This is a genomic window from Rhodococcus sp. D-46 (genome assembly GCF_011290655.1).
GTDB lineage: Bacteria > Actinomycetota > Actinomycetes > Mycobacteriales > Mycobacteriaceae > Rhodococcus_F > Rhodococcus_F qingshengii.
Genome location: NZ_JAANTF010000019.1, coordinates 1 through 19,988, shown reverse-complemented (window position 1 = coordinate 19,988; position 19,988 = coordinate 1). Strand labels below are relative to the sequence as shown.

Here is a 19,988-nt window from a genome sequence, read left to right as displayed (position 1 = left end):
CCGGACCAAAATACTATGACCGATAGTTGCAAGGGGGTTTCAGTCGGGGTTTACTGAAGCCCTCCAATCATCAGATATGCGCATATGACAATGCGACCATGTGGTCGACGACAGAGAAGGGCAAATCGAGATGGGTCACGGTCATGGGCACGGTGTTGCAGAACAGGCTGCGAGTGCATCCGGTAAACATGTCAGCAAACTGTGGATAGCCGTCGGACTCGGCCTGGTCACGTTCGTCACGCAAGTCATCGTGGGCTTGTCCACGTCATCGCTCGCCCTGCTCTCCGACTCCGCACACGTCTTCACCGATGTGTTCGGCATCCTCATGGCTTTGACAGCCATCTTGCTTGCTCAAAGGGCACGATCGCGCCCTGATCGCACGTTCGGTATGTATCGGGCAGAAGTGTTCGCAGCCTTGTTCAACGCTCTACTCCTGTTCGGTGTCGCCGGATGGGTTCTCTACGAAGCAGCCGGTCGACTTTCCGATCCACCTGAGGTTCCGGGGCTCCCTGTGAGCATTGTCGCTGTCGTCGGCCTCGTAATGAACATCGCGGCATTTTTGCTGCTTCGCAGCGGAGCAAAGGAAAGCATCAATGTTCGCGGCGCGTATCTCGAAGTCATGGCGGACATGCTCGGATCCGTCGGAGTCCTGATCAGCGGACTGGTCACACTGATCTTCGGCTGGCGATACGCAGACCCGGTAATCGGCGTTGCGATCGGCTTGTTCGTCCTACCGCGTGCATACAATCTCGGGCGCCATGCTCTGCGAATCCTGCTCCAGCATGCCCCCGCGGGCGTGAGCATCACCGAGGTGACGCAAGCCTTGCAGGGGATCGCCGGAGTCAAGGACGCCCACGACCTTCACATCTGGACGCTGACATCGGGCATGGAGGTTGCGTCGGCTCATCTGACGATCGATGACGAGTCCGATCCGACCAAGGTTCTTGCTGTGGCCCAGGATCTGTTGGCCAAGCAGTTCGATCTCGTGCACGCGACCCTGCAAGTGGAACCTGCTGCGGGCGACGGGCGTTGCCAGGAGCTTCCGTGGTGAGCGCCAGCGAGGCACTTGCCCCGGAACACGAACAACAAACCACATATCGCATGAGACGAGCACTCTTCGTAACAACAGCGCTTATTTCGGCAGGCATAGCTCTGGCGGTTGAACCCGTTGCACGGAAGCACCTTTCCGGGTCCAACGAGATAGATCTGGGCGTCGTCAGATTGAGACTGGCATACAACAGTGGTGTCGCCTTCAGCCTGGGTAATCAGCTGCCAAGTGCCGTCATCATCGCCTTTACCGCTCTCGCCACCATTGGAATCGCCGTATACGCCTGGCGGAGTGTCCCGCAAAGTCGTGGGGTGGCCGTGATCGGTTTCGCTCTGATTGTCGCCGGAGCTGCCTCCAATGTGGTCGACCGAGCCCTCGACGGGAAGGTCACCGACTACTTCCACACCGGCTGGTGGCCCACCTTCAATCTTGCCGATACCTACCTCACCTGTGGATTCATCCTGGTCGTCGTGTCGCTGCTGGTCGAATCCTCGTGCGGGTCCGAACCCGAGATTCAGCGCCCGCAATCCGTGTGACCTGACTCGCGCGAGGAGGGAGCCGGAGCGCTGTCGGCGGGGCAGCAGCCCATCTCTTCGAACTTCTGCGGTTCGAGGTGGCGAAACCACGACGCCCCCACTCGTCGAAAATTCGCGAGGTCCGCCTGGCTTCGGTCAAATCAGTTCGGATAGTTTGGGGACTATGAAAATAAAGTTTGGCATGACAAACTTTGAGGTGTGACTCTCTTGACTGTTAAGAATGTCGATGCTTCGGTCGGGTGGCCATGAGCGCACCCTCGCGGCGCCAATTGTTGATCGGCGGGGCGCTCGCCGGATCAGCCGGACTCATGATGAACGCAGGAAGAGTGGCGGGCGCATCGCCTACCGAGCATCCCGGAGACACCAACCCGGGTGCCGCCGCACCTGACGGAGACGGCGGAGTCCGTCACGGCGGCACGAGCGGTGCGACCTTTCGGGCCGGTCGGCAGGTGAACCACCTCGCCAACGGATTTCATCCCACCGCAATGCTGCGTGACTTCGACTACGGGACGACTTCCGTATCGTCTGACGGCCGAACGTTACGCGAGTGGGAGATCTTTGCAGCGGACGAGGAGATCGAGGTAGCACCGGGAGTCTATTATCCCGCGTGGACCTTCAACTCCCGCATTCCGGGTCCCGCATTGAGGTGCAGTGAGGGAGACCGGCTCCGAGTGAAGTTCGTCAACGGTTCCGCGCACCCCCACACGATGCACTTTCACGGAATCCATCCCGCTGAAATGGACGGAATTCCCGGGGTGGGCCGGGGCATCATCGAGCCAGGAGAGTCATTCACTTACGAATTCGATGCCACCCCTTTCGGATTGCATCTTTATCACTGCCACGTCAGTCCGCTCGCCGAGCACATTGCCCGCGGAATGTACGGCACATTCATCGTCGATCCCGCTCAGGGCCGTCCAGCGGCCGACGAAATGGTGATGGTGATGCACGGTTACAACACCACCTTCGACGGACAAGGAAATCAGCTCTACGCCGTCAACGGCATCCCTTTTCACTACATGCACGAACCTGTACAGGTGAAACGAGGCGAGTTGGTTCGCATCTATCTGGTCAACATCCTCGAATACGACCCGATCAACAGCTTCCACATCCACGGAAACTTCTTCGACTACTACCCGACCGGGACACGGCTCGAACCCAGCGAATTCACCGACACGATCGTCCAGGCCCAGGGCCAACGTGGAATATGCGAACTGCGCTTTCCCCACCCGGGCAAGTACATGTTCCACGCCCACAAGACTGAATTCGCCGATCTGGGCTGGATGGGGTTCTTCGAGGTGACCGAATGAGTGACGCCCCGAATTCAACCCCTCCGACGAGCACTCATGAGAATTCCCTTGGCGCTGCGGGTTCCGCGCAGACAGAGTCCGATCACGGCGACACATCTCGCGCTGGCCTTTGGTTCCGAGGCGCTGCAGTGCTCGCGATCATCGTCGTCGCCTTGACTGCGCTGGCAATGCTCGCCGGACAAAGCCTTCCCGAACGTACCGGCCCACCGATCGAGAACATCTCCGTCGAACGGACGGCCCTCGAACCAGGCCGAATCACGTTGACGCTACGCAACACCGGCCCCGACGCGGTGACCGTCGCGCAAGTTGCCGTGAACGACACATTCGTCGACTTGGTAGGAGCTGCAGATCCCATCGGCAGACTCGAGTCCCAGACGGTCACCCTCGACTACCCGTGGATCACCGGCCAGCCGTACCTCGTATCGATGCTCACCTCCACAGGATTGGTCATCGAACACGAAATTCCCGCTGCTGTAGCAACTCCCGCCCCCGGAGTGGCATTCTTCGGCCTGATGGCCCTCCTGGGCACATACGTCGGAATCATCCCGGTCCTGCTCGGGATGCTCTTGCTGCCGGTGATGCGGCGCGCCGGCACCAGGGCAGTCAGATTCGTACTGGCCGTCACGGTCGGCCTACTCGCCTTCTTGATCTTCGACGGCACGAGTGAAGGGTTCAAACTGGCAGCAGCCTCGAGCTTGCCGATCTGCTTTTCCAGCTCGGCGATACGCGCCTGCTCCGGGGACTGACCGGCTCGAGGCCTCTTCTTGGACACGGTGCCCAGTGTTCCGGCTTAAATCTGGGCCCGCCACTGCTTGACGCTGGACTCATAGAGGCCCTCCCGGCGCAGCACCCGGCCCTTCTGCCCGGCCGGGGCCCGGTCGTACTCGGCGGCGATGCGCCGCTTGTACTCGGCGGTGAACGTCCGCCTCGTCGGCCGCCCGGTTCGCGGGGACTCAACCGTCTCCTGCACCGAGGTCGTCGGCGTGGTCCGCGAGGCCTCCATGGCCGCGTCAGTGGTCGCAGTGATCGTCATGCGAGCGTCTCACCTCAGTCTGGCGGATAGGGAACAGCGGCACCAGGCTGCCCTCCACGATGATGCCCCGATCCTCGGCGTGGTTCCCGATGTAGGCGAGCTGCTCGGCGCTCAGACGAGGGTTCAGCGTGTGCAGCACCGCGCCCATCGACGCGACGGCACAGTAGGCCTCAACGTGCTCCTGGTTGTTGCACATGAGCGTGGCGACGCGCTCGTCGCCAGCGACCCCACAGGCACGCAGCGCATGCGCCCACTGGCAGATCGACGTCACACCTGCGCGAACGTACCGATCTTGACGCTCCCCTCCGGCTGCAAGGTCCGCACCCGCGCCGCGCCGTGAACGCTCGCACCGTGGCGCAGGATGGCTGCCGTCGTGAGCTGGACGTTCGTCATCGTGCTCTGCATGGTGTCCCGTCGGTGGTGGGTAGCGAGCCGGTGTCGACGGCTCGCCGATCGGGTCGGACGGCCCCGTGGTCCAGCTGACGCTCAGCTCGGTGCGATACCCAGTAACGCTTCTCTGCCGACGGGGAGTCCCGGAGAGAGCGTCCGCTTGCTGAAGGCGAAGTCGCGCGGCCGGTTGACGCAGTCAGCGGCAATGAGTTCCCCTGCGCGGAAGTAGAAGCAGGTGAAGTCGCGATCGCGATCACAGCTCGGGTCACCACTGAGCAAGACCTCGTCGTAGCCGGTGTTCAGTCCCGCGATCTGGAGCTTGAGATCGTACTGATCCGACCAGAACCACGGCAGCGCCGCGATGGTCTTGTCCTTGCCGCACATGGTCGCCGCGGCGACCTTCGCCTGCTCCACCGCGCTCGGCACGGACTCAAGTCGGACGCACCGCCCGTACCTCGCCATCACGTGGCTGGTGCAGTCGCCCGCGGCCACGATGTCGTGATCGCTGGTACGGGCCCGGTCGTCGATCACGACGCCGTCGTCGACGAGGAGACCCGCGGCGGCAGCGAGTTCGGTGTTGGGCTGGAGCCCGACACCGACGACGACGAGGTCCGCTGGGACTTTTTCACCACCGGCCAGCCGGACCTCTCGGACCCGGTCGTCGCCACCCAAAGCCTCGACGAGCGCCCGGGTGCGGACGGTCACTCCCGCGTCGCGGTGGACGCGCTCGTAGAACGCCGATACCTCCGGGGCGGTGACCCGCTCGAGCACACGGTCGGCGGCCTCAAGAACGGTGACGTCCAGTCCAAGCGCACGCAGGGAGGCGGCTGTCTCCAGTCCGATGTAGCCGCCGCCGACGATGACCGCTCGCCGACCCGGTTGCGCCGACTCTCGGATCTGCTCCACGTCGGAGAACGTGCGCAAGTAGTGGACGCCCGGGAGGTCGGCTCCCGGCACGGGGAGTCGCCGTGCCCGGCCACCGGTGCACAGCGCCAGCTTGTCGTAGGACATGCTCTTGCCGCCGGCCAGCATCACCCGCCGCTCTGTGCGATCGATCGACTCCACTCGCGCATTGACCAGCTGGATCTGCTGCTTGGCGTAGAAGTCCGCCTTCCGGATCGCCAACTCCTCCAGCGTGCTCTTGCCGGCGAGGTAGGCCTTGGACAGCGGCGGTCGCTGGTAGGGCAGTGCGCCCTCGTCACCGATGAGGACGATCTCGCCGGCCCAGCCTTCCTGCCGGAGGCTGGCCGCCAGTTGAGCCCCCGAGTGACTGGCTCCGACCACGAGCGCGGTCCCCTGCGTCATGCGTCCTGCTTCGGGGTCAGGCGCACCATGAGCTTGCTAATGCCCCTGACGAAGTTAGACTGCACGTACTCCGGCTCACCGACGACCTCGATGTCCTCGAACCGAGGAAGCAACTCCTCCCACAGGATCCTCAGCTGGAGCTCAGCCAGCCGGTTGCCCATGCACCGGTGCACCCCGAACCCGAAGGAAATGTGGTTGCGCGCGTTCTTGCGGTCGATGATCAGCTCGTCAGGTCGTTCGAAGACACGCTCGTCCCGGTTCCCCGAGGCATACCACATGACCACCTTGTCGCCCTTGCGAATGAACTGCCCATTCAGCACGGTATCCTTCTTCGCGACCCGGCGCATGTACGCCAGCGGTGTCTGCCAACGAATGACTTCCGAGACCATGTTCGGGATCAGGTCCGGATTCGCCTTGAGCTTCTCGAACTGCTCAGGGAACTGGTTGAGCGCCAGCACACCGCCGCTCATCGAGTTGCGCGTGGTGTCGTTACCGCCGACGATCAGCAGGATCAAGTTGCCCAGGAACTCCATGGGGCGGTCGATTAAGTCCTTGGTGTCTTCATTGCTCTGCAACATCGTGATCAGGTCGAATCCGGGCTCCTCGCCGGCCGCGAGCCGAGCCGCCTTGTCGTGCCAGTGCGCACTGAGCCCTCGCGCCGCGTCGACGAAGCCGCGGAAGATCTCGTCGTTGTCGGAGGGTCCGCCGTTGGCCTGCTCCATCGCGGTGGCGAGGTCGGACCACTCGACGAGCTTGCGTCGTTGGTCGTAGGGGAAGTCCAGCAGCGTCGCGAGCATTCGAGCGGTCAACTCGATGGACACCAGGTCGACCCAGTTGAACGGCTCACCGATCGGGAGTTCGTCCAGCACCTCCTGGACGCGCGAGCGGATCAGGGCCTCCATCTCGCGAAGGTTCTTCGGGGCGACGACCCCTTGAACGGCGGCCCGTTGCGCGTCGTGCTTGGGCGGGTCCATGGCGATGAACATCGCGACATCCATGAACCGGGGTGGTTGGCCGATGATGATGAAGGGCTCGGCGGAGAAGACCTCGTGGTTCTTGTCGACGGCGATGATGTCGGCGTGCCGTGTGACCGACCAGAAGGGACCGAAGGGACTGTTGGGCTGGTAGTGCACGGGCGCTTCGTTGCGCACACGCTCGTAGTACGACTTCCACCTGCCCTGGCGGTACAGGAAGGGGTTGCTCAGGTCGATGTCAGCGAGCTCGACCTCGTCCACCGGCGGGATCGGGGTCTCGACGAAGATCTTCTGCCCGTTCGTTCCGGTCACCCAACGACGGGTCTTGTCGTAGAGATGGGCGCCCCGGATCTGCAGCCCCATCGGGAGGGTCGACTGGACCTTCTCGCTCAGCGTGTCTGCAATGCTCGCAATCATCGATCCACTTTCCTTTCGATCAAATCTGGAACTCGGGCAGCTGAACGACCAGGCCGTCCCACTCCTGCGACACCGCCATCTGGCAAGACAGCCGGGAGGTCGGCTGCCGCTCAGGATTCATCGACAGCATCTCCTCCTCGACAGGTCCGGATAGACCCACCTTCTCAGACCACTGCGGGTCGACGATCACGTGACAGGTGCCGCACGCGGCCTCTCCCCCACAATCGCCGTCGATGCCCGGCACCATGTTGTCGACCGCGACCTGCATGAGCGACCGTCCCTCGTCCAGGGGCGCCTCATACTTCTCGCCGTCGTAGGAAACAAAGGTGACTACACCCATTGGCTTGACTCCTCACGATCGAAAACGTGATGAAAGCGTAGCGACTACGCAGGGGGTATGGCTATGATCACATCAGTCAGAATGTTGTGATTTCGGCTCAAGGGGTGCGTGCAATGCGTGTGTACGAACCCGGCGTCCCGCCTCTCGCGTTCGCGCAGATGCTCAACAGCTCCGTGATCGACAGTGAAGCTGCCGCCCGGTTCCGCACGGTGATGGCGCGGGAAGGGACCGACGAGACCGCACTTCTCGCCCGGGACCAGCAGGCGCCGGTGCGCTGGTTCCGAGAGGTGTACCCGGACCTCGACAGCGCCCAGGCGACCCAGTTGGGTTTCGCCTTTGCCGAACACTCCCAGCTGACCTCCTTCGGGCCGCTGAGCGTACCGCTGGTGAGCGCGGGCTCGGTCGCAGAAGTCGTGGAACTGCTCGCCTTTCTGCCCTTGATCTCCACCGCCCTGCACCCCCACGTCCACCCGAACGGAAGTGGCCTCACCATCGGGCTCACTGCACACACCCGCGACCCGGACTTGGACCGCCTCGTCATCGCCTACGGCGGGTCCACGGTGCTGCGACTATTGGACCTGCTCGCAGGGACCCTGCCCTCGGTCACGCTGTACCTGGAGTGGCCAGCGCCGGCGTCTGCCGCGGGGTGGGCGCAGTCCCGAGGTGGGCGCGTCGTCTTCGACGCGCCCACCTCGTACGTGCAGGCCCCCCAGGACGCGCTCGAGGAGGTGTGCCGCTTCGCAGACCCCGTTGCTTACCGCGTCGCGATCGCGGACCTACGCACAGCACTCGAGCGACACCACGGCACGATCTCCTTCGCAGAGCGAGTGCGGGTCCTGCTCGAGGAGGACCCCGGAGAGGCTCACAGCGCCCGTGTTGCTGACAAGCTCTCGGTCTCGACCAGCACCCTGAAGAGAAGACTCGCCGAGGAGGGCACGACCTTCCGTGACGTCCGCGAGTCCTGGCTGCGCGAACAGGCGATCGCACGCCTGCTCGACCCGACCGCAACGATCAGCCAAGTGGCCGCGGATCTCGCGTACAGCGATCTCAGCAACTTCTCACATGCCTTCAAGCGATGGATAGGGCAGTCCCCGAGCCAATTCCGGCACACGAAAGGCCGGGTGCGCAGGCGAGGCATGCCCAACGTGTAGCAGGCCCGACTTCCGACGAAGCCTGTGTCAAGCCCCGGGTTTTGTAGAGGGTGGTTATCTGGCGTCGACGAGGTCGTCGACGGGCTCTGCTTGGGGTTCGGCCGCCGCGTGCTGAGCTTCGTATTCGGCCGGCGGGACGTAGCCGATCTCGCCGTGAATCCGTCGATGGTTGAACCAGTCGATGTACTCGGCGACAGCGATCTCGAGGTCGTCGATAGCTCGCCAGGGCCCCTTGTGACGGTTGCGGACCAACTCGGCCTTGGACAGCGAGTTGAACGCCTCGGCCATCGCGTTGTCGTAGGAGTCGCCTCGTGAGCCCACCGAGGCGACCAGGTCCTGTTGGGGCTGGTGCACGAGTAGGTGACGTTGATGATGGAAGGGCCTCGTTGCCGACGCGTGTGACTCTGTAGGTGACTGACGGCCGCAGGGCTTGTCTTGCAATTGATCCGTCCGCGCGCTGGTGGCGGTGGCGCTGTCCGATGCATGTCGGCCAGAGGCGAGCATGACTTCATACGAGCCTGGTCAGCCCCGTCAACGTCTTGTCTGCCCGACCTCTGGCCGATGTGCCCTCTGGAGGAAGGCACGGCTTCATCATGACAACATTTCTCAACGAGTCCACAGCTGCTGTCCACATCGTTGCTGGAGTCGACACGCACGCCGATAACCACCACGTCGCGGTCCTCGACTTGAGCGGCAGGCGGCTCGGCGATCGACAAATTCCAGCGACCGCTGCCGGCTACGACAGGCTCCTGACCTATCTCGGGTCGCTAGGAAACATCCAACTCGTTGGGATCGAGGGCACGAGTTCCTATGGCGCCGGACTCGCCCGACACCTCAGGGAGCGGCGGGTCGATATCCGCGAGATCATCCGTCCCCGACGCTCGCAACGACGACGTGGGAAGTCCGACCCGATCGATGCCTATGCTGCTGCGCAACAGGTACTGGCCGACCCGGAGTCGTTACCCGCGGCTAAATCTGGCGACGGTCTCGTCGAACAGGTCCGTGTGTTGCTAACCGTTCGCCGCAGCGCCGTCAAAGCCCGCGTGGCCGTGATCCGCCAGATCAAGTCATTGCTGGTCACCGCCCCGGAGGAGATCCGAACGCGGTGGTCGAGAGTCAGCGAGCACGATGTGATCGCGGACCTCGCCGCTACCAGGCCCTGTGCCCCCACCGCGTCGGTAGATGCCGCAACTGGCCACGCTCTTCGGCGTCTGGCGCGTCGCCACCGATACTTGACGAGCGAGATCGAGGAGCTCGAGGAAGACTTGCGGGAGCTTGTCTCGACTGTGGCTCCCGCAATGATCGCCACCAAAGGGTTTGCCGTGATCACCACGGCTACGCTCCTGGTGACCGCAGGCTCGAATCCTGAACGGCTTCGATCGGAATCCTCGTTCGCCGCGTTGTGCGGAGCCTCACCGATTCCCGCATCCTCGGGAAAAACCAATCGGTTCCGACTTAACCTCGTTCCAGCGACGTTGAGGTCGGCGCGGCCTGATCTTCGGTGAGTTGCCGTGGCCGGATTGGTGGCGCAGAACGCGGATATCGGCGATGGTCTCGCCACCACCGGCGAGCATGACCGCGACATCGGTCAGCACGCGACCACGGTCGTGGATCGGGACGGACCGGCGGCGTGCCATCGCCTTGGACAGTTCGGCGGTCAGGCCGACCCGATCAGCCAAAAGGCGGGGAGCGATCGTCCCGGCGTGAGAAATCACCCCGACATCACAGGCGGAGAACGACAGACCGGCCGACCACGAAGTACGCTTCACCTACCGAGTGCTTTCTGCTTGAGAACCTGGAGCTTTAGACAACTCCCAGTTTCCCCTGCTCAGGAAGCACTTCGGTCTATTTCGGCCCAGAAAACCGAAGATCCCCATGAAACACCGAGGCTAGGATGAAGTACATGGCTAGCTCTCAGCAACGCGTCGTCAGTCCCTACCCCCACCGCCTGGGCGGTCACTGCGGCTCCGGCGCAATGCGGGACCTGCTGGAATGGGCCGGACTTGGGTGGAACGGCCCTCCTGACGAAGGACTCGTCTTCGCACTGAGCGGCTCCCTGGACCTCGCTTACGTCCGGGACACCGAGCTCATGCCCCCGATCTACCTCGTAGGCCGCGGAGGCGACCTGGAGACAGACCTGCCGATGCGCCTGGGGGCAGCGGTCTCGGTGCACGCCACCGACGACCCGAGCGAGGGATGGGCTTGGGTGCGTGACTCCATCCAGCGTGGCCGCCCAGCCCTCGTGTGGGCGGACATTGCAGAGCTGCCATACCTGCGGGTCCAGCTCCAGATGAGCAGGCACGACATCGTGGTCATCGGGTACGACGACGAGCATCAGATCGCGCACGTCGTCGACAACGACCGCGAGGACGTGCAGATGGTGCCCTACGACGCGCTGGCCAAGGCGCGGTCCTCGCAGGGCTTCCCGGTCCCGACGCGTCACACCTTCTTCGACATCGAGTGGCCCCAGAAGCTCCCTGACCTGACGGTCGCCAGTCGTGCCGCGTTCGCCCAGGCGGCCGCTGCCATGACCGCCTCGGACGGACCGTCGATCGTCTCTGGCAGCGACACGGCGGTCGGAGCCACCGGACTCGCCGCCGTCGACCTGTTCGCCGACGACCTCCCGCGATGGCCCGAAGTATTCCCCGACGACGTGCTGCACCTGCTCCTCCTCGGCCTGCGCGCGTTCGTCGAGAAGGCAGGTACCGGCGGCGGACTCTTCCGCAAGCTGCTGGCCAGCGGCGCGCACGACATTGCCCGGTTGACCGACGACTCTGCGGCCGCCGCAGTGTCCGACAGTGCCCGTCGCTGCGCCGCGACCTGGTCGCAGGTCGCCTCCCTGGCGCGCAGCAACGGGGCCCCGGCCCGCGAGCGTGCCCGGGAAGCAGCCCGGGTCGCCGCCACACTCCCAAAGTTGGAGCGGGAGCTCGTGCGCGCGCTCGAGGCCGCCGGGGCTGCCACGAACACTCGGGCGGTCGTCTGGTGAGCGGCCAGCACGAGCCGAGCGATGCGGTGGCGTCCGGCTACTTCGTCGATAGCGACCACCCGGCAATCCGTCGGTTCGCCTCATCGGTGGTGGAGGGAGCGGACGACCCACACGAGCGTGTCCGGCGGATCTTCGCGGAGGTCCGCGACCGCCTTCGCTACAACCCGTACGGTGTCACGCCCGATCGCGACCACTACAAGGCCAGCTCTATCTTGAACGGCGGCCCCACTTGGTGCGTGCCGAAGGCGGTGCTGCTCACCGCCAGTTTGCGCGCGGTCGGGATTCCGGCCGTGCTGGGTTTCTCCGACGTGCGCAACCATCTGAATAGCGAACAACTGCTGTCGGTGATGGGCACCGATCTCTTCGTCTATCACGGGTGGACCGCCGTCCACGTCAACGGTCACTGGCACAAGGGCTCGCCGGCCTTCAACACCGAGCTGTGTGAGCGGTTCGGCGTTCCCCCGCTGGACTTCGACGGGACCCAAGACGCGCTGCTCCACGCCGCAGACGGCGCCGGTCGTCGACACATGGAATACGTACGAGAGAGAGGGACCTACCTCGACCTCCCGTACGACGACATCATGCGGACCCTGCACGAGACCTACGGGCCCGGCCTGACGCAGAGCGGCACCTCAGGACCGGTCCGCCAGGATCCCGCCTTCGAACCGTGAGAGTCGGCATCGGCGACCACGCCGTTCGATCGATGCCGCCACGGGCACGGTTCACCGATCCGCCGGGACCCCTGCCAGCTGATCGACCATCGCGGTGATGGCGGCCTCCAACCGCCGACACCCTTCCTTCACAGCCCAGGTCTCCCCCAGGTCGTGGAGGTCTTCGAAGGGGACCGGGGGCCCGACGACGAGACTCACCGGTCGACGCCAGCCCAGGCGAAGACGCCCACTGTAGGGAAGGAGAATCTCCTGCGCCCCCCACTGCGCCACCGGGAGAAGGGGAACAGACGCCGCCAAGGCGATGCGGACGGCGCCGGACTTCATCGCTATGGGCAGTCCGTCCTCTCGCTTGGTGATGGAGCCCTCCGGGTAGACCAGGACCAGTTGACCTCGCGCCACGGCTTCCACGGCCCTGCGATAGCCAGCCTTTCCAGCCGACCGGTCGACCTCGACGTGACCCGCGGAGCGGAACCACCACCCCACGACCGGGACCGCGAAGAGGCTGTCCTTGGCCAGGAAACGGGGCACCCGTCGCTGGGCGAGGATCATCTCCGCGACAAGCAGGGGGTCGATGTGCGACACGTGGTTCGCGGCGAGCACCGCTCCGCCGGACCTTGGGACGTGCTCGACACCACGCCAATCCGGGCGACGCAGCACGAGCAGGAACGGCTTGCACACCAGGAGCGAGAGCCACCACGCGAAGCCCCTGGGTTCGGCACCAAGCCGTCGATCGGTCCTGAGCACCTCTCGGATCACCCGACGAGTGTAGACAGATGCCGGGTAAACGTCTGGATGGAGACAAACTAGACTCCATTTCACCGTCCGCCTGTCCGTCGTGACCCTCGAGGAGCCGATCATGAGCGACCTTCCCGCCACTTTGACCGCGCAGCCGAACCGCGAATCATGAGCAGCCACCACGAGCACGGTCCCGTTGCGCCGACGACGCTGGAAGCGTGGATCAGTGCCATGTCGCGACCACAGCCATCCGAATCCGGCCGCCTTCCCTCACACTCCCCCACCTGCGCGGGATGCGGCACGGAGAACCCCGCCGGGCTCGCTCTGCAGGTCGACGCCACCGAGGACGGTGTGTATTGTGTGCACCGCTTCGACCACCGCCAGGAGGGTGCGCCAGGGATCACCCACGGCGGTCTTGTGGCCGCGGCGTTCGACGACCTTTTCGGCTTCCTCCTCTACCGCGTCGGAGAGCTCGCCGTGACCCGGTCACTGACCGTCGAGTACCTCCGGCCGGTCCTACTGGGGACCGACTACGAGTTCACCGCCCGCGTCCGCGACCATGCGGGACGACGACTGCACGTGGACGCCGAGGCGGTCGACCAAGTCGGCGACAAGGTCGCCACCGCGCACGCAACGTTCATCGTCGTCGACCTCAAGCACTTCGAGCAGGGCACGGCCACGACCGGTCCCTGACATCCTCATTCCGCTACGAACGGCTCCAGCTCGACCGCAGGGTCGAGCGGGATCCCGTGGCCGGCCAGCGCATCCCGGAGCACGAGGGTGACGTGACCAGCGAGCCGTCCGACCATGACGTCCAGGGACTCGTCTCGCTGGTCGAGCCACCAGATGACGGTGGCATCCACCATCCCCATCACCCCGACCAGGATGCCTTCCGGAAAGCTCGCCACACCCGATTTGGTGTACCCGCGGGCAGCCGCAGCGATCTCGTCGAGGAGGCGCGACCGCCCCATCCGGGCACGATGCAGGGTCCGACTCTGCCCACGGGCTGCCAGGAAGCGGTAGAGATGCGGATGCTCCTCGGCCCAGGTGGCGCAGGCGCGCACCAACCCCTCGACGACCTGCTGAGGTGTGCCTCGTCGGGTCAGGTGCGGGCGCACCCGCGCGATCAGGTCCTGCGCTGCTCTCCTGGCCACCTGGTCGTCCAGGTCGTCTCGGCTGGTGAAGTTGCGGTAGACGTGCGGCCTGGGAATGCCAGCCCGCTCCGCGATGAGAGCGGTGCCGACGTCGATCCCGGACTCGTCGATGACCTGCTTCGCAGCCTGGACCACGCGCTCGCGCTTCTCGTTACGAGCCAGCTCGTCACGCGACGACCGCCGTCGGACGGTCGAGTCAGCCCATCGTCTCACTTCCACCACCCGCGCAGCCTACAGGCGCGGCGCGACGACTCAGCTCGGTGCCGCACACGCCGAGCAGCGCCCGACGCCGACGTGGGACACCTTGTACCCAGGACGGCGGCCGTGGTCTGATGGGGGTACACCCTGTACCCAATGATCCGGAGGCTCCCATGACCGCTCGCCGTTCCCCGTGGATGGACGACGACCTCAACGACCTGCGTGACCTGGCCCGCACTTTCTGCGAGAAGGAAATCAGGCCGCACATCGAGACCTTCATCGCCGACAAGCACGTCGACCGGGACCTGTGGAACCGCGCCGGAGCGGTGGGTCTGCTGTGCCTCTCCATCCCCGAGGAGTACGGCGGCGGCGGCGGGACCTTCGCTCACGAAGCCATCCTCATCGAGGAGCAGGCGCGAGTCGGTGACAGCTCGTGGGGCGCCTCCCTACACAACGGCATCGTCGCGCACTACCTGCTCGCCTACGGCACCGAGGACCAGAAGCAGCAGTGGTTGCCGAAGATGGCGTCCGGCGAGGTCGTCGGAGCGATCGCGATGACCGAGCCTGGTACCGGTTCGGACCTGCAGAACATCAAGACCAAAGCGATCCGGCAAGGCGAGGAGTACGTCGTCAGCGGCTCGAAGACCTTCATCACCAACGGTTCTCAGGCCGATCTCGTCCTCACCGTCGCCAAGACCGATCCCGACGACAAAGCGGCCGGGATCTCGCTGATGCTGGTGCCCACCGCGGCTGAGGGATTCTCGAGGGGGCGGGTCCTCGACAAGATCGGCATGAAGGGACAGGACACCTCCGAACTCTTCTTCGACAACGTCCGCGTCCCCGCCACCAGCCTGCTCGGTCACACCGAAGGACAGGGCTTCATCCAGCTGATGGAGCAGCTTCCCCAGGAGCGACTGCTCGTCGCCGTGTCGAACGTAGCGGCCATGGAGTTGTGTCTGACCGAGACACTGCGCTACGTGCGCGACCGCAGCGCGTTCGGACGCCCGATCTGGGGGTTCCAGAACACCAAGTTCAAGATGGCTGAGGTTGCCACCGAGGCGCGGGTCGCGCGTGCCTTCGTCGATGAGTGCATCGAACTGCACCTCGATGGGGAACTGGACATCCCCACCGCAGCCATGGCGAAGTTGTGGTGCTCCGAGCGGGCCCAGCGAGTCGCCGATGCGTGCCTCCAGCTGCACGGCGGATATGGCTACATGAACGAGTACCCCATCGCCCGCGCCTGGGCCGACCTGCGCGTCTCCCAGATCTACGCGGGGAGCTCGGAGATCATGAAGGAGATAATCAGCCGCTCCTTGTGAGCCCCTCCGCCACCGAACATTCCGGGCTCGGGGCGGGTTCCCGCGACGGGCGTCGAGCATCGGCGCGTCGACTCCCGTCGCAGCCTCGGGGATCGAGCGGGGGCACAAGACGCGGCCGCTGAGGATGTTAGACGTTGCCGACACGTCAACGCGCCCCAGGGCAAGAGGTCCGTGACCAGCGCGCCGCCCTCACCGACAGGGTCCGGCTCGCCGCGGACACCCCCACGTCATGCTTCTGTCAACCGCGGGTGAAAATTGACCCCTAGGTGTACTGACCGCGGACGTTGTGTCACCGGTCGGCATGGCGGGCTGACATGAGGGAGACCTCCGTGTGAGGTGTGAAAGCGACCAAGCAAACAGGCTCTTCGCATCTGAGTGTGGGGTCAGGCCCGTAGTCCCCCGGCGATGAGGAGCATGCGGAGGCGGTAGTTGTCGCGGTTGCGGTAGCCGCGGGCCAGGCACCGGTGGAGTTCGATGAGGCCGTTGATCGCTTCGGTTCCGCCGTTGTTGGAGCGGTCGGTGGTCCAGTACGCGAGGAAGGAGTCCTTCCACTTGCGGAGCGTTCGTCCCAGTCGGGCGATCTCGGGAATCGGGCACGACGGCAAGGTCGCGAGGGTCTTCTCGGCAGCTTTACGGGCCCTTCCGGATTTAGAGTGCGTTGATCCGGTTCTGGAGCTGTCCGGAGTGGATAAGTGACCGCAAGATGTAGTGCTTGAGGTTCCGGAAGCCCAGGGCGATTCCGCGGAGGTGTTCGAGGCGGCCGTTGATGGCCTCGACGGGGCCGTTGGAGGCGCCGATGTCGAAGTAGGCGAGGATCTCCCGGTGGCGCTTCCACAGCGACCGGCCCAGCTGGGCGAGCTCGGGCAATTCCTTGGGCACCCCGGTTCGGATCGAGCGCAGGAGCTTGTACATCGCGATCTTGCCCTCCCGCTTGCCCGAGGCCTCGTAGGCGGTGATGAGTCGCTGGTAGACGCCGTAGGTGACCTCCACCGCCGCGTGCGCATCATGGGCGGTGAACGCTGTGAACAGGCGGACTTTCTGCTTGTCGGTGAGCAGCTCGGCCCGGGTGTTGAGTGTCCGGCGGATCCCATACAGCGGATCGCCGCCGCGGCCCCGGTGCCCGGTGGTGGCCTGCTGGATGCGCTGGCGGCAGACGGTGAGCTTGTCCGCGGCGAGGTGCACGACGTGGAACGGATTCATCACCGTCCGGGCAGCGGGAACTGCCTTGGCTGCGGCGGAGTGGTAGCCGGAGAATCCGTCCATCGTCACCACCTTGACCCGATCCCGGAAGTCCTGGTCACGGGCGTCGAGCCACTCGGTGAAGACCTTCGCCGAGCGGCCGGCGATCATATCCAGCAGCCGAGACGGGCCGGTGCCGTCCACTACAGGGGTCAGGTCGACCAAGACGGTGACGAACGACGAGGAGCCGTCACCGCGGACGTGCTTCCACTTGTGCTCATCGACCCCGAGGACACGCACGCCGTCGAAGTGTCCGGGCTGGCCGTAGACCATCGTGCGGGTCTCGGAGACGGCAAGGTCGTTGACCAGATCCCAGCCCAGCCCGAGGGCCTTGGCCACCGCCGAGACGCTGGTGCGGTCGATCGCCAGACGCTGCAGAATCCAGCGGGTACAGCGGCGTGTGGTCTTGGCTCTCGGCTCGGCCAACGACGGCATGCGCTGCTGGAAGATCCTCGTGGCGCACTCGGTGTTGTCGCAGGTGAAACGCGGTACCCGCACATGCAGTCTGGTGGGGTGACCCACGATCGGTAGATCGGTGACTCTCCGCTGGATGTGGTCCCGCAGCCGGCCCGCCGCCCCGCACTCGGCGCACACCGGGTCCAGTGTCGCCGGGGAGCAGAACAGGTGCGTGAACTCGTCGGCCACAGCCGCGTCGGTGATCGTCACCCCCAGTTCGACGGTGCGGCAGATGGTGTCGGCAAGCAGGCTGGCGGTAGCGTTCAAAACGGGTCCTGGGGTGTTCGATGCGAGGCGAGAGAACCTGCATCTTCACACGCCCCAGGACCCCTACATCTTGTGCCTCACCGCATCACCGACGAACCCCAGCTACGCACTCCGGATCCGGAAGGGCCGGTTTCGGTACGGGGTGCTGCGAGCAATGTTCAACACTTCTGCGATTTCGGTCATGGTACGCCCTCGCCGCGCATCTTTTTCGCCTGCCGCTTTTTCGCGGCCGTCAGCGAAGACGGTCGGCCACCGACCCGGCCGCGATCACGAGCCGCCGACAGCCCGGCGATGGTGCGTTCGCGGATGAGGTTGCGCTCGAATTCCGCTAGGGCGCCGAAGATGTGGAAGATCAGCTTGCCGCCCGGCGTGGTCGTGTCGATCGCTTCGGTCAGGGATTTGAACGCCACTCCGCGGGCCTCCAGCTCTGCGACGGTCCCGATCAGGTGTGGCAGCGAGCGGCCGAGATGATCAAGTCGCCAGACGACGAGCGTGTCTCCCGAGCGCAGGGCGTCCATTCAACGCCGCTAATTCAGGGCGATCCGTCTTCGCGCCTGATGCCTTGTCTGTCCAGACGCGAAAACAGCCGGCCGCATTGAGTGCGTCCAGCTGTAATTCCGGGTTCTGGTCGGCGGTCGATACCCTCGCGTAGCCTTGTGACTCTCGGAATTATTTGGCACGTTCTTCCCTGAATTATTTGGCACGGTGGTAGCCGTCAGGCACTCTCACCTTGGGATCCTCGGTCGAGTAGGAGGCGGGAGGTATCTCGGGCCTCTCACTGTGTTGAGATCCGCCATCCCGGCATCCTCAGAGCCTCCGAACAACTCCTCGACGCGGCGACTGTTCAGAAAACCACTGATCAACTGCCACAGTTCATCCGCGAATGCCGGGGCTTCTGGACCGACCAAGCGAAGCAAGAACACGAACGCGTCATCATCGTCGAGCGCGGCCACTATGCCGTGCTCGGCGATCGCCCCCGCATCATCGGGGTACACCCCACCCAGGAACTCCAGCCCATGCAGATAATCGTCGAGGTACCTGTTCGGGCGCATCCCCTCATTCCTCCATCATGTGAATCGCCCTGGGTTCGGTGGAGACTTCTGGCCTTGGAAACGAGGATGAAGTCATGCCGAATGAACGTGTGCCAGGAAGACCGACAACGCGTCGGTATTCGTCGGAGGAGAAGGCCGGTGCGGTGCGGATGGTCCGTGCACTGCGGGCCGAGTTGGGGACCGAGCACGGGGCGGCGTCGCGGGTTGCGTCGCAACTGGGGTTCGGGCTCGAGTCGGTACGGGCGTGGGTCCGTCAGGCCGATATCGACGACGGCACCAAGCCAGGGGTGAGCACGTCGGAGGCTCAACGTATCCGGGAGTTGGAGCAAGAGAATCGAGAGCTCAAGCGGGCCAACGAAATACTGAAGCGTGCAGCGTCTTTCTTCGGGGCGGAGCTCGACCGCCAGCACAAGAGGTGACCGCGTTCATCGACGCAAACCGCGACGATGTCGTCGCAGGACGCCCACTCGGGGTCGAGCCCATCTGCAGGACACTGCAGATCGCTCCGAGCAGTTACTACGCCGCCAGGTCACGATCACCATCGACGAGGTCGGTAAAGGATGCCCGGGTGCGGCCGGCGCTTCGGACGTTGTGGGAAGACAACTACCGCGTCTACGGGATCCGGAAACTGTGGAAAGCCGCCCGCAGAGCCGGACTCGACGTCGGCCGTGATCAGGTCGCCCGCCTGATGCGCGCCGAGGGCATCGAAGGTGTCTGCCGAGGTAAGAGGGTGCGGACCACCCGCCCCACCGCCGGCATGGGTCGACACCCGGACCTGGTCGGACGAGATTTCACCGCCACTATGCCGAACCAACTGTGGGTTACCGACCTGACACACGTGGCGACCTGGGCAGGGATCGCGTACGTCTGTTTCATCACCGACGCTTACAGTCGGATGATCGTCGGCTGGCGCGTCGCACCACATATGCGCACCGAGATGGTCCTTGATGCGATCGAAATGGCCCGATGGTCACGCGGAACCACCTTCACCGGGCTGCGGTGCCACAGCGATGCGGGCAGTCAATTCACATCCCTGCGCTACGGCGAACGCCTCGCTGAGATCGGCGCGACCCCATCGATCGGGACCATCGGCGATTCCTACGACAACGCTCTCGCCGAGACCGTCAACGGCTACTACAAAGCTGAACTGATCTACGGACCAGCACATTGCGGACCATGGAAGACCACCGTCGATGTCGAACTCGCGACCTTGTCCTGGGTGTATTGGCACAATCACCAACGCCTCCACGGCTACTGCGACGATCTTCCACCAGCAGAGTACCGAGGAATGATCGAAACCTGTGGATCCCGGGAGGACGCACCTTCCCGGATGATGATCTGTACACGAACAGGATTCTGATCAAGTCCAGCGCGCCAACGCTGGCGGGAAGGTACGCCCGTGCTCACGAT

General features: G+C 64.5%; 25 protein-coding genes and 1 other annotated feature. Of the genes, 11 read left to right on the top strand and 14 right to left on the bottom strand.

All coding sequences use genetic code 11. From position 1 onward, the window contains the following. The first annotated feature begins 130 nt into the window (after nucleotides 1-130). From G9U53_RS31985 to G9U53_RS31970, 4 genes are all read left to right on the top strand, one after another. Complete coding sequence (locus G9U53_RS31985) at nucleotides 131-1,051, top strand: cation diffusion facilitator family transporter (RefSeq protein WP_030538018.1); 921 nt, start codon at nucleotides 131-133, stop codon at nucleotides 1,049-1,051. 50 nt (nucleotides 1,052-1,101) lie between these two features. Further along, entirely contained in the window at nucleotides 1,102-1,584 is a 483-nt protein-coding gene (gene lspA, locus G9U53_RS31980; protein ID WP_051721011.1) for a signal peptidase II, read from the top strand. Between the two features lie 245 nt (nucleotides 1,585-1,829). Continuing rightward, nucleotides 1,830-2,891: a multicopper oxidase domain-containing protein gene (locus G9U53_RS31975; protein ID WP_011133438.1), complete on the top strand. Its 1,062-nt coding sequence runs from the start codon at nucleotides 1,830-1,832 to the stop codon at nucleotides 2,889-2,891. A 128-nt stretch (nucleotides 2,892-3,019) separates the two neighbouring features. After that, on the top strand, nucleotides 3,020-3,637 hold the full coding sequence (locus G9U53_RS31970; RefSeq protein ID WP_242692867.1) for a hypothetical protein: 618 nt from the start codon (nucleotides 3,020-3,022) through the stop codon (nucleotides 3,635-3,637). A gap of 44 nt (nucleotides 3,638-3,681) precedes the next feature. On the opposite strand, the gene G9U53_RS31965 is transcribed toward G9U53_RS31970, so the two are convergent. The 6 genes from G9U53_RS31965 to G9U53_RS31945 form a co-directional block, all read right to left on the bottom strand. Then, a complete protein-coding gene (locus G9U53_RS31965) occupies nucleotides 3,682-3,924 on the bottom strand; it encodes a hypothetical protein (RefSeq protein WP_021334582.1) in 243 nt (80 codons plus the stop codon). Beyond that, the gene (locus G9U53_RS33775; RefSeq protein ID WP_011331511.1) at nucleotides 3,902-4,195 is read right to left on the bottom strand and encodes an AMP-binding protein; all 294 of its coding nucleotides are present in this window, start codon (nucleotides 4,193-4,195) and stop codon (nucleotides 3,902-3,904) included. Before G9U53_RS33775 ends, G9U53_RS31965 begins: the two co-directional genes overlap by 23 nt. Further along, entirely contained in the window at nucleotides 4,192-4,317 is a 126-nt protein-coding gene (locus G9U53_RS33770; RefSeq protein WP_225320457.1) for a fatty-acid--CoA ligase, read from the bottom strand. Before G9U53_RS33770 ends, G9U53_RS33775 begins: the two co-directional genes overlap by 4 nt. Nucleotides 4,318-4,410: 93 nt before the next feature. Next, nucleotides 4,411-5,619, bottom strand: a complete 1,209-nt coding sequence (locus G9U53_RS31955; protein ID WP_021334583.1) for an FAD-dependent oxidoreductase — start codon at nucleotides 5,617-5,619, stop codon at nucleotides 4,411-4,413. Further along, nucleotides 5,616-7,010, bottom strand: coding sequence for a cytochrome P450 (locus G9U53_RS31950; RefSeq protein ID WP_021334584.1), 1,395 nt, complete (start codon nucleotides 7,008-7,010; stop codon nucleotides 5,616-5,618). Before G9U53_RS31950 ends, G9U53_RS31955 begins: the two co-directional genes overlap by 4 nt. Nucleotides 7,011-7,029: 19 nt before the next feature. After that, nucleotides 7,030-7,350 carry a 2Fe-2S iron-sulfur cluster-binding protein gene (locus G9U53_RS31945; protein ID WP_021334585.1) on the bottom strand — a complete coding sequence of 107 codons (321 nt, stop codon included), beginning with the start codon at nucleotides 7,348-7,350 and terminating at the stop codon, nucleotides 7,030-7,032. A 113-nt stretch (nucleotides 7,351-7,463) separates the two neighbouring features. Here G9U53_RS31945 and G9U53_RS31940 point away from each other — a divergent pair, with 113 nt between their 5' ends. Then, nucleotides 7,464-8,501 carry an AraC family transcriptional regulator gene (locus G9U53_RS31940; RefSeq protein WP_037127318.1) on the top strand — a complete coding sequence of 346 codons (1,038 nt, stop codon included), beginning with the start codon at nucleotides 7,464-7,466 and terminating at the stop codon, nucleotides 8,499-8,501. Nucleotides 8,502-8,555: 54 nt separating this feature from the next. Here G9U53_RS31940 and G9U53_RS34120 read toward each other — a convergent pair whose 3' ends face one another. Further along, nucleotides 8,556-8,855 carry an integrase core domain-containing protein gene (locus tag G9U53_RS34120; RefSeq protein ID WP_011331517.1) on the bottom strand — a complete coding sequence of 100 codons (300 nt, stop codon included), beginning with the start codon at nucleotides 8,853-8,855 and terminating at the stop codon, nucleotides 8,556-8,558. A gap of 239 nt (nucleotides 8,856-9,094) precedes the next feature. Between G9U53_RS34120 and G9U53_RS31930 the strand changes: the two genes are divergently transcribed. The 3 genes from G9U53_RS31930 to G9U53_RS31915 all read left to right on the top strand — a co-directional run bounded on the left by G9U53_RS31930 (nucleotide 9,095) and on the right by G9U53_RS31915 (nucleotide 12,158). Further along, on the top strand, nucleotides 9,095-10,006 hold the full coding sequence (locus G9U53_RS31930) for an IS110 family transposase (protein WP_021334587.1): 912 nt from the start codon (nucleotides 9,095-9,097) through the stop codon (nucleotides 10,004-10,006). Between the two features lie 398 nt (nucleotides 10,007-10,404). Next, a complete protein-coding gene (locus G9U53_RS31920; RefSeq protein WP_030537992.1) occupies nucleotides 10,405-11,487 on the top strand; it encodes a BtrH N-terminal domain-containing protein in 1,083 nt (360 codons plus the stop codon). Further along, a complete protein-coding gene (locus G9U53_RS31915) occupies nucleotides 11,484-12,158 on the top strand; it encodes a transglutaminase-like domain-containing protein (protein WP_011331521.1) in 675 nt (224 codons plus the stop codon). Before G9U53_RS31920 ends, G9U53_RS31915 begins: the two co-directional genes overlap by 4 nt. Nucleotides 12,159-12,209: 51 nt before the next feature. On the opposite strand, the gene G9U53_RS31910 is transcribed toward G9U53_RS31915, so the two are convergent. After that, the gene (locus G9U53_RS31910; protein WP_225320458.1) at nucleotides 12,210-12,914 is read right to left on the bottom strand and encodes a lysophospholipid acyltransferase family protein; all 705 of its coding nucleotides are present in this window, start codon (nucleotides 12,912-12,914) and stop codon (nucleotides 12,210-12,212) included. Between the two features lie 147 nt (nucleotides 12,915-13,061). On the opposite strand from G9U53_RS31910, the gene G9U53_RS31905 reads away from it, so the two are divergent. Continuing rightward, on the top strand, nucleotides 13,062-13,586 hold the full coding sequence (locus tag G9U53_RS31905) for a PaaI family thioesterase (protein WP_021334589.1): 525 nt from the start codon (nucleotides 13,062-13,064) through the stop codon (nucleotides 13,584-13,586). 5 nt (nucleotides 13,587-13,591) lie between these two features. On the opposite strand, the gene G9U53_RS31900 is transcribed toward G9U53_RS31905, so the two are convergent. Continuing rightward, entirely contained in the window at nucleotides 13,592-14,269 is a 678-nt protein-coding gene (locus G9U53_RS31900; RefSeq protein WP_021334590.1) for a TetR/AcrR family transcriptional regulator, read from the bottom strand. A 149-nt stretch (nucleotides 14,270-14,418) separates the two neighbouring features. Here G9U53_RS31900 and G9U53_RS31895 point away from each other — a divergent pair, with 149 nt between their 5' ends. Further along, complete coding sequence (locus tag G9U53_RS31895) at nucleotides 14,419-15,564, top strand: acyl-CoA dehydrogenase family protein (protein WP_021334591.1); 1,146 nt, start codon at nucleotides 14,419-14,421, stop codon at nucleotides 15,562-15,564. A 383-nt stretch (nucleotides 15,565-15,947) separates the two neighbouring features. On the opposite strand, the gene G9U53_RS31890 is transcribed toward G9U53_RS31895, so the two are convergent. The 5 genes from G9U53_RS31890 to G9U53_RS31875 form a co-directional block, all read right to left on the bottom strand. Next, a complete protein-coding gene (locus tag G9U53_RS31890; RefSeq protein WP_021334592.1) occupies nucleotides 15,948-16,169 on the bottom strand; it encodes a transposase in 222 nt (73 codons plus the stop codon). A gap of 43 nt (nucleotides 16,170-16,212) precedes the next feature. Further along, the gene (locus tag G9U53_RS31885; protein ID WP_021334593.1) at nucleotides 16,213-17,526 is read right to left on the bottom strand and encodes an ISL3 family transposase; all 1,314 of its coding nucleotides are present in this window, start codon (nucleotides 17,524-17,526) and stop codon (nucleotides 16,213-16,215) included. Nucleotides 17,527-17,705: 179 nt separating this feature from the next. After that, nucleotides 17,706-18,044, bottom strand: coding sequence for a recombinase family protein (locus tag G9U53_RS31880; protein ID WP_332113078.1), 339 nt, complete (start codon nucleotides 18,042-18,044; stop codon nucleotides 17,706-17,708). Next, complete coding sequence (locus tag G9U53_RS34300) at nucleotides 17,998-18,135, bottom strand: hypothetical protein (protein ID WP_332113079.1); 138 nt, start codon at nucleotides 18,133-18,135, stop codon at nucleotides 17,998-18,000. The genes G9U53_RS31880 and G9U53_RS34300 overlap by 47 nt, the downstream gene beginning before the upstream one ends. Before the next feature lie 116 nt (nucleotides 18,136-18,251). After that, nucleotides 18,252-18,578 (bottom strand): hypothetical protein, encoded by a 327-nt coding sequence (locus G9U53_RS31875; RefSeq protein ID WP_021334594.1) that lies wholly within the window; start codon nucleotides 18,576-18,578, stop codon nucleotides 18,252-18,254. A gap of 74 nt (nucleotides 18,579-18,652) precedes the next feature. Here G9U53_RS31875 and G9U53_RS31870 point away from each other — a divergent pair. Further along, nucleotides 18,653-19,938, top strand: a protein-coding gene (locus tag G9U53_RS31870) for an IS3 family transposase (RefSeq protein ID WP_225320459.1) whose coding sequence is annotated in 2 segments (ribosomal slippage) — nucleotides 18,653-18,956 and nucleotides 18,956-19,938 — 1,287 coding nt in all. Because the reading frame shifts where the segments join, the coding sequence is not laid out codon by codon here. Then, nucleotides 18,952-19,086 (top strand) — a sequence feature (AL1L pseudoknot). Its footprint overlaps the gene before it by 135 nt. Nucleotides 19,939-19,988 lie beyond the last annotated feature (50 nt).